Genomic DNA, 8,130 nt, shown 5'->3' with positions numbered 1-8,130 from the left:
AGCCGGTGGCCGTTCATCTATGCGGGCACCATCCCAACGCCGGAGCAAACCCCCGGATCAGGTCGAACCCGTACACCACTTCCCTGGACGCAACCGTCCAGCGCTGCCCTCTCTCTGCCGCTCCGAGATCAATCCACCGAAGCACGCTCAGCCACGATGCGCCTGCGCTCAGACCTCGGGCCGGTGATCGAGGGATCTGCTCTGCCGAACGCCGTTGCGCCCTGAGGCGCTGGAGATGACGATCACACAGGTGGTCCGCATCGCCCCTTGCACTTGCGCTTCACTCTCGTATCGGCTCGTAGGACATCGTGGCCCCCATGAGCACAGTGGAAACGGAGAACCTCAATGAGCACTTACGCCAGCCCACTTGTCGACGGTGCAACCCCGATGAGCGCCTACGAGGGGCAGGTTTGGAACGCGCTCAACGAGCACTGGCAGCGCCGCAACAACCGCCGTGGGCTGCCGAACTGGGCGAGCACCGCGCTCAGTCGCACCGGCGAGGTCGCCGGTAACGCCGCGAGACGGGTGACGGACGCCGTACCAGAGGCGGTCTCGGAGCCGATACGTCGCGCAGGCGACGCGGTCGCCGACAAGGCCATGAGACCGGCTCTCGCAGGCGCTGCGGCGTTGCTCGAACTGGTCAACGAGTCGGCCATGGAGCTCAACGACCCGAAGAGCGTCGAGAAGATCGCCCGCAAGCGAGGTCTCGAACTCGACAGTTTCACCGAACTACGGAAGCAGGACCTCAAGTTCTGCGACCGCCTGCTGACCCGCAACACCCTCAAGTGGCGCACCGCAGGTGCGTTCGAAGGCGGCGCCATGGGCGTGCTGGCGTTGGTCCCAGTCGCCGGTATCCCCGCCGCGATGACGGCGGACATCCTCGTCGTCCAGGTACTGAGCACGTCGATCGCCTCGCGCATCGCGTACTCGTACGGCTACGACGCCAAGGACCCCGAAGAGCAGGTCTTCATCCAGCGCCTGGTACGCCGTTCCTTCATGGCGCAGGCGGCGAAAGCCGAGCCGTTGCGTGACACTGCCCGTGCCGCGCACGCCCTCAAGGGCCGCGTCAACTGGTCGCAGAAGCTCCGCCAGGACCATCGCCTCGTGGCCGCCCTGGAGAAGCTGATGCAGCAGCTCGGCCCCGCCGGCTCCAGGGTGCCGGTGCAGAACGTCGCCAAGGTCGTGCCGTTCGTGGGGATTCTCGTCGGCGCAGGCATGAATGCCGCCGTCCTCGGCAGGGTGGCCGCCGACGCCCAGCGGTACTGCCAGACCCGATTCCTGTGCGAGAAGTACGGCCTGCCGCTCCCGGCCGCACTGGCGACGGACAACGAGGACGACGCCCCCCAGACCGACGCCCCATAGGTCAGAGCCGCCGCTGGGTCCAGGATGCGGCCTCAGCGGGCCCCCACAGTCGAGGTGTGGTGTTCACCAAACTCGGAGCCTCCGCCTGACCCACCACGCGCATACCGCCGGGTCCGGGCAGGGTTTGACTAACCCGCCCAGAAGCGTGCGCAGTAGCGCAAGTCGGCGGGCTCAGGCTGGGCCGAACGAGGGCGCCCTGACCGCAAGCCGGATCGGCGACTAGATCCGCTTCTATGGCAGGGAGTTCGCACCATAGACGCGCGTTCGCGCAGGAGATCATTGAGCACACGCACAGGAGACGTCGGGGACAGGGCCAGCCGCGCGTCGAGTGCTGTCTCCCACTGCACGGTCAACCCGAGCATCAGTCGCTGGCGCATGCCGGGGGTGACGTGGGCGTAGCGCGCCGAGACGGAGCTGTCGATGTGGCCCATCCGTTGGTCCATGAGGACCCTCTCCGTGCCGAGGTCCTCCATCACTGTCCGGTGGGTGTGGCGGAGGCCGTGGGGTGTAAGGCCCTTGGCGATCGGGAGCCAACAGGCGTCGGCCCGGTCACTGGCCGCGCGCCCTCGGACCGGAACACCAGGCCACGGCTCGCCGAGAAGCGGAACGGGGCGGGATTCTTGCGGCGCCTTCTTCGGGTACCAGCCCGAGACCGCCGGGGTGAACAGCCACGTCGCGAAGCCGTTTCGGCGCCAGTGGGCCGCATGCTCCGACACCACGCCGCCTCGCACGAACCGCAGGTCGGACATGGCCTGCTCCACCCTCAGCCGCTTGGCCTCGGTGACACGGTCGGGATGGTTGAGGACGTTGGACACCGTGCCCGTGGAGACTTCGGCATGGCGTGCGACGTCGACGAGCTTCGCGCCCTGGTGGCCGCCGGTTCGGGTAGTGCCCTGGCCACGGAAGACGTAGGCCTTGCCGTGACACAGGCAGGGTTTCGGCTTCGTTCGGGCGACGTGCTTGGCGACCAGTGCCGCCAGCCAGTCCATCGAGTCGATGGTGCGGTAGCTGTCATCCTTGGGCGGGCAGCGCACCAACTCACCGGTATCGAGTTCGTACAGCTGCCACTCGACACGGACGGAGCTCGGGCGGGCGAATTCCGTTTCCAGGCCGACGATCTCGCCCCAACGCATGCCGGTGTACCCCTTCAGGACGACGGCGACGAACTCGTCATCGCGGCCGGATAGCAGAGCGGCCCGTTCGGCGGTCAGCAGGATGCCGAGTGCATCGGTGACGACCTTCTCCGGACCGCGGTTGCGGGAGCGGCCGGCTCGCTTGCCGCGTCCGCGCCGTCTCGCGGCAGGGTTGGTCGTGATCAGACCCTCGTAGATCGCGTCTTCGAAGATCACATGGAGCGTCGCTCGCCACGTCCTGACGCTGGAAGCCGCGTAGACGGCGTTCTCCTTCTTTTCCCACAGGTCGACGTCCGTGCGCAGGATGCTGGCGAGCGCCTTGTCCTCAAAGTCGGGGAGCAGGTGCTCCTCGATGTGGCGCTTGTAGTTCTGCATGGTCGAGGCGGCCAGGTCCTGTGCCTCGTACCAGCGTTTCGCGTATTCACCGAAGGTCTCCTGACCGGGTGATGGCTCGGGCCGGCCACCGCCCCGGTCCTTGTTCTCGGCCATGGCCGCGGTCCGTCGCACTTCGCCCTCGTCCCTGACGATTCCGAGCGTGGGCATCTACGTCCTCCTCCCGCGCGAACTCATGGCTCACGCAGGCTCCCCGCGGAACTCCAAGGCCACGTCGACACGCCGGAGAAGATCACGCGAAGAGACCGAACAAGGGCACACGAAGGGTGCGGAGATCAGCGGAGAGGGTTTGCGACGGTCTCAACACGCTCCGCCGTCGACTTTCAACCAGCATTCGCCAGGCCACCCGGCAAGACCTCGTCGCGCCTCCAGAGCGCATCCTCAAGGGGCAGCGAATGTACGGCCCGAGCAATCTCCACCAGCCTGGAGCGATCGCCTAGAACTCTTGACGCCCCCCAACTCGCCTTCAAACAAAGCCTGTTGCTGTCAATAGGTCGGCGGCGAATTCCTGCGGACACTTTGTCCGCTCGTCGCACTCGCGTAGTGGAATCGTCTCTTCACGCTCCGTTGCACGACTTTCCGACGGACCACACCACCTATGCGCGACCCAGGTGTCTCACCGTCCGAGTCAGCGTTCTCCCCCGCCCATCCCGCACTGGAGGAGTGTTCCCATGGCAGCGCGTATACGCAGCTCAGAGGACGTGGCCCCCGTTCCGGCCAACCAAACGGCCCCCCTCCAGCAGCAGACAGGTGCGGAAGGAACCGCTGGGCTGTCCACTGCCACGCTCTCGCCGACGATCGCCGTCGCGCTGCATGACGGCTACTACGGGTGCACATCGGGCACAGGCTTCAGCAACAGGGCCTTCCTTGAGGTACTCGCGCGGGCACTGCCGCGAGGGCGCCTCCTGGTCATGCCCGTACACATCTCACGCTCCGACCCCAGTTACGACCCCGTGTGGGTGACCGAGACGGAGGGAATGCTGCGGCACTCCGGGGCCGAGGTCCTTCCGGTTCCGGGTGGTCGAGCGGCGACCGCCGCCCTCGCGGGCTGCGAAGCACTGTGCGAGCGGGTCACGGAAGCCGCCCGAGAGCGCCTTGCCGATGTCTCCATGGCCCAACTGATCGGCCTGGACATCCCCTTCCTCGGGCTCGGGCCGCATCGGCGCTCCGACGATCCGTTCAGTCTCCTTCTCCTGCCTCGGTCAACGAGTGAGCTCGCCTCACCGGAGGACCGGCGCCGCATCCGCTGGGAACACGAGGGACTGACAGCGGCGGTGCGTGGCGGGGCACTCGTCGCCGCCATCTCGCACCACATGCGCGGTCATCTTGAGCAGGTCTACGGCGTCCCGCGACGTGCGGTGGTCGACCTCCCCAACGGCCTGCTCCTGAGCGACCACGAGGACGCGGCGCCCGCCCCGTTGCCGCCGCGTGCCGAAGCAGGGTTCCTGCTGGCCATGGGCCGGGCGGTGGAGAGCAAGGGCTTCGAGGACCTGCTGGAAGCTGTCCGCATCCTCGGTACGCGAGGCGATCGGGTGCCGCACCTCCTGCTCGCACCCGCGACGCACACGGAGTCCCTGACCAGCTACCAGCAGCGACTCCAGGCGATGGTCCGGGACTACGCGATCGACGCGACGTTCCTACCTCGGTTCTCCCCGCAGTATCGCTCGTGGCTGCGGAGCCCGGCCCTCCGGGGAGTGGTGGTGCCTTCCCGAGCCGAACCTTTCGGAAGGATCCCCCTCGAAGCCTTCGCCTCGGGCGCCGCGCCGGTGGTCGCGACTCGGGCGGGCGGGCTCACGGAGACCGTCGTCGACGGACTGACCGGGTTCACGGCGGAAGCTCGTGACCCCATAAGCCTCGCTCACGCGATCAGGCGGGCGCTCCACATCAGTGCCCAAGGGCGTGAGCAGATGCGTGCGTGCGGCCGAGCACTGCTCACGGCTCGGCACGACTACGAAGGCACGATCCGCTCCTACCTGCGCCAGCACGTCCCTTGGGCGATAGCGCCCAGCGCCCCCTCGGGGAGCGGAGCGTGACAACAACCACGGCGCTGCTCGCCCTCAACTCCCCCTATCCCTTCTGGCAGTTATCCGATCGACACGCTGGACAGTTACAGGCCGCCTTTCCCGACGTCCGCTTCCGCGTCGCCCCCGAGCGCGACATTCCTGACGAGATCCGCACCGCTGACGTCTATTTCGGCTGGTCCTTCGGCCGGGAGTGGCTCAATGCCTCCCCAAGGCTCCGCTGGACAGCCACCCCGTCCGCAGGCGTCGATCACTGGCCGGTCGCCGCGCTCGATGCCGCGGGCGTCACGGTCACCCGCGGATACGGCTACCACGGGAGGCCGATGGCCGAGCACGCGATCGGGCTACTTCTCGGCTTCTCGCGGGGCCTGTTCACGAGTACACGGCTCCAGACCAGGTCCGCCTGGTGGAAGGACGACCTCGCCAGCAGCTTCTTCGACCTGTACGGCGAGACGCTCACGATCGTCGGCTGCGGTTCCGTCGGCCTCCGCCTCGCCGAGGTGGCGCAGGCCGTCGGAATGCACGTCATAGGCGTACGGCGTAGCCCTCCGCACTCCGAACCCGGCGGGATCGAATGGGTGCCGGCACACCGCGTTGATGAAGCACTCCCGCGCTCACGCGCCGTAGTCAACCTGCTTCCCGCGACCGCCGCGACGCACGGCTTCTTCGACGAGAGCGCCTTCAAGGCGTGCCGCCCCGGGACGGTCTTCATCAACCTCGGGCGGGCCAGCACCGTCGACCACGACGCACTCCTCGACGCCCTCGACCAGGGCCCGCTCGCCGGTGCCGCCCTCGACGTGCAGCCGCGCAAGCCGCCGGCGCTCGACGATCCGCTCCGCCACCACCCGCGGATCGTGCTCACGCCGAAGAGCGCCGTCTTCAGCCACACCTACATGGACGAGGCGGTCGCCTTCTTCATCGACAACCTCCGGCGTTTCGTCGCCGGCCAGCCCCTCAACGGTGCTGTCACCCCAACCCACGGAGGGACACATGACCCCCACTGACCAGCAGTCCGCCAGGACCGACCTGTTGCGGCGGTTCGCCGAGTCGGGTCGGAACCACCCCTACCTGGCGTTCACGCTCAACTCCATCTGCAACCTCGACTGCGTCTTCTGCAAGCCCCGGTGCATGCCCGACTACGGACACAAGGACAAGACGCTCACGATCTCCGACTACGCGGGCATCGCGAACGAGGCCGGGCTCTGGGGCATCCGGAAGGCTCACTGCTCGGGCGGGGAACCGACGCTGCGTGCCGACATCCTCGACATCATCAGCGCGCTCTCCGAGGGACTCGGCGACAGGGCGACCATCGGCATGACCAGTCACGGCAACCTGCGCCGCGGCCTGACCGTGGACGCGCTGCACGATGCCGGGCTCACGTACCTGAACATCAGCCTGCACAGCCTCGATCCCGAACGGTCCACCGAGATCATGGGCGGCGGTGACCCACGAGTCTCCCGCGCCACAATCGACCGTGCACTCGAACTCGGCCTCAAGGTCAAGATCAACTGTGTGCTCCAGCGGTCGTACCTGGACGACGCCTTCGGTGTCGCCGAACTCGCCAAGCGACTCCCCATCGCCGTACGGCTGATCGAACTGCAGCGCATCGGACCGGCGGAGGCACTGTTCCCCACCGAGTTCGTGCCCGAGGCGGAGGTCCGCGAACGCCTCCACGCCTGGTTCGAGCAGGCCGGCGAGATCTCCCGCACCGATCTGGGAGTGCGAAGCCCGGGACGGTACATGCGGCCGCCCGGCTGGGCGGGCTCCATCGGGTTCATCTCCAACTCCTCCTGCGCGACCTGCTCCGACGCCAACCGCATCAAGGTCACGCCCACCGGCATCGCTCGGCCCTGCATCCTGCACAACCGTGACATCCCCCTGAAGCCGCACCTCGCGAACGGCACCATGGCCGACGCCTACGCCCACCTCTTCAACGCCATGCTCGAACGGGACAGCAACGACGCCTGGCAGGGCTTCCACTACGTCGACTACGACCTCCGCTGGGACCGCATGGAACGGCCGGAAGGCGTGCCCGTGCTTCCCCTGCTACCCGTGGCCAGCGGTACGGGTGGGGGCTGCTCGCTCCGCCGACCCGGCGGTGAGCCCGCGTGACCACGGTCCGTTCCACCACGTCGTACGTGCGGCTCGGCGTCATCTATGCCGAGCAGTTAGCCGCTCAAGGCGTCACCACGAGCATGCTCACGCACAAGTGGCAGGCCGACGACCTCATCGCACCGCACTCGGACATCGACATCCGCGTCATCCTCGACCAGACCCCCGACTCGTGGTGGGAGTGGAACGAGCAGCTGGCCGCCGCCCATCACCGGGCGGTGCTCCTGGACCCGGCCCACAGCCGGCTGCTCGAACATCCGCCCGGATTCGCGTTCACCGACGGCGAGCTAGACCGGAACCAGGTGTCACCGGCCGAGATCTCCACCTGGAGCCTGGTCACGGGGAGCGCGGCCACTCTCGGGCGGTGGCAGTCCCGTGCGCGGATGATGCCGTGGAGTCGCGCGGACGAGAGGTTCTACCGAGGGATCCTCGACGCTCGGATCGGAGGTCGCTACCAACTCGACAAGGACAGCACCGACAACGTCCATCACGACCTCGACGGCTACCGAAGGCACTGCGTCGCCTGGCACTACGTGGCGCCGTGCTGGTTCGCGTCAGCGGCCCTCGCCACGCGCACCCGCTTCCCCGGGAAGACAGCGGCTCTCGACCAGTGGCACCCCGGCGAGCTCGAAGTACTCGCCAAAAAGTTCCTCCGCCTGTCCGCCACCGCCTCGGATCCGGACCCTTCTCCCACGGACTTCCTGCGCTCGGCCCACGCGGCCGTGGACGCCGTACTGCGCCGCACACCGCGCCCCAGGCCGCTGCCGGAGGCATCTGAGGCGGAAGCAGCAGGGTGGACCACTACCGCCGGCATGCTGCGCGTGCGCGTCGCACGCTGGATCTACTACCTGGACCCTCCGCCGGACACCGAGACCGGCTACCTGATCGCTCGCGAGGAGAAGGAACTCCGTTCCGCCCGGAACACCTTGACCCGCCTGGCTGACCGAACCTCCGGGACCGACGCGTCGCTCGTGAAGGCCATGACGGAGCTGCTGCCAGCAGGCCCGACCACGGCGGACGCTCTTCGCGGCCTCCTCGCCCAGTGGAGTCGTCACCGTTCCGTCGTCGAAGACTTCTTCTCCGCCAACTCCGCGTGACCAAAGGGGCTT

5 protein-coding genes and 1 pseudogene are annotated in these 8,130 nt (G+C 67.8%); 5 read left to right on the top strand and 1 reads right to left on the bottom strand.

Annotated elements, in window-relative coordinates:
- Positions 1 to 387 precede the first annotated feature (387 nt).
- A complete protein-coding gene (locus tag ACFUO4_RS41800) occupies positions 388 to 1,362 on the top strand; it encodes an EcsC family protein (RefSeq protein ID WP_383495417.1) in 975 nt (324 codons plus the stop codon).
- Positions 1,363 to 1,490: 128 nt separating this feature from the next.
- Here the strand turns inward: ACFUO4_RS41800 and ACFUO4_RS41795 are convergent.
- Positions 1,491 to 2,990: pseudogene (locus tag ACFUO4_RS41795) on the bottom strand (LacI family DNA-binding transcriptional regulator); the annotation flags it as partial.
- An 809-nt stretch (positions 2,991 to 3,799) separates the two neighbouring features.
- Between ACFUO4_RS41795 and ACFUO4_RS41790 the strand changes: the two are divergent.
- The 4 genes from ACFUO4_RS41790 to ACFUO4_RS41775 are packed head-to-tail and all read left to right on the top strand — an operon-like array spanning position 3,800 to position 8,118.
- On the top strand, positions 3,800 to 4,921 hold the full coding sequence (locus tag ACFUO4_RS41790; RefSeq protein WP_383495413.1) for a glycosyltransferase family 4 protein: 1,122 nt from the start codon (positions 3,800 to 3,802) through the stop codon (positions 4,919 to 4,921).
- Positions 4,918 to 5,913 (top strand): D-2-hydroxyacid dehydrogenase, encoded by a 996-nt coding sequence (locus ACFUO4_RS41785; RefSeq protein WP_383495411.1) that lies wholly within the window; start codon positions 4,918 to 4,920, stop codon positions 5,911 to 5,913. Before ACFUO4_RS41790 ends, ACFUO4_RS41785 begins: the two co-directional genes overlap by 4 nt.
- Positions 5,900 to 7,021, top strand: a complete 1,122-nt coding sequence (locus ACFUO4_RS41780) for a radical SAM protein (protein WP_383495408.1) — start codon at positions 5,900 to 5,902, stop codon at positions 7,019 to 7,021. The genes ACFUO4_RS41785 and ACFUO4_RS41780 overlap by 14 nt, the downstream gene beginning before the upstream one ends.
- Entirely contained in the window at positions 7,018 to 8,118 is a 1,101-nt protein-coding gene (locus ACFUO4_RS41775; protein WP_383495404.1) for a hypothetical protein, read from the top strand. The genes ACFUO4_RS41780 and ACFUO4_RS41775 overlap by 4 nt, the downstream gene beginning before the upstream one ends.
- The last annotated feature ends 12 nt before the right edge of the window (positions 8,119 to 8,130 follow it).

The sequence above is a fragment of the Streptomyces sp. NPDC057280 genome (assembly GCF_042668605.1).
Lineage (GTDB): Bacteria > Actinomycetota > Actinomycetes > Streptomycetales > Streptomycetaceae > Streptomyces.
This window is presented reverse-complemented; position numbering and strand designations above follow the sequence as displayed.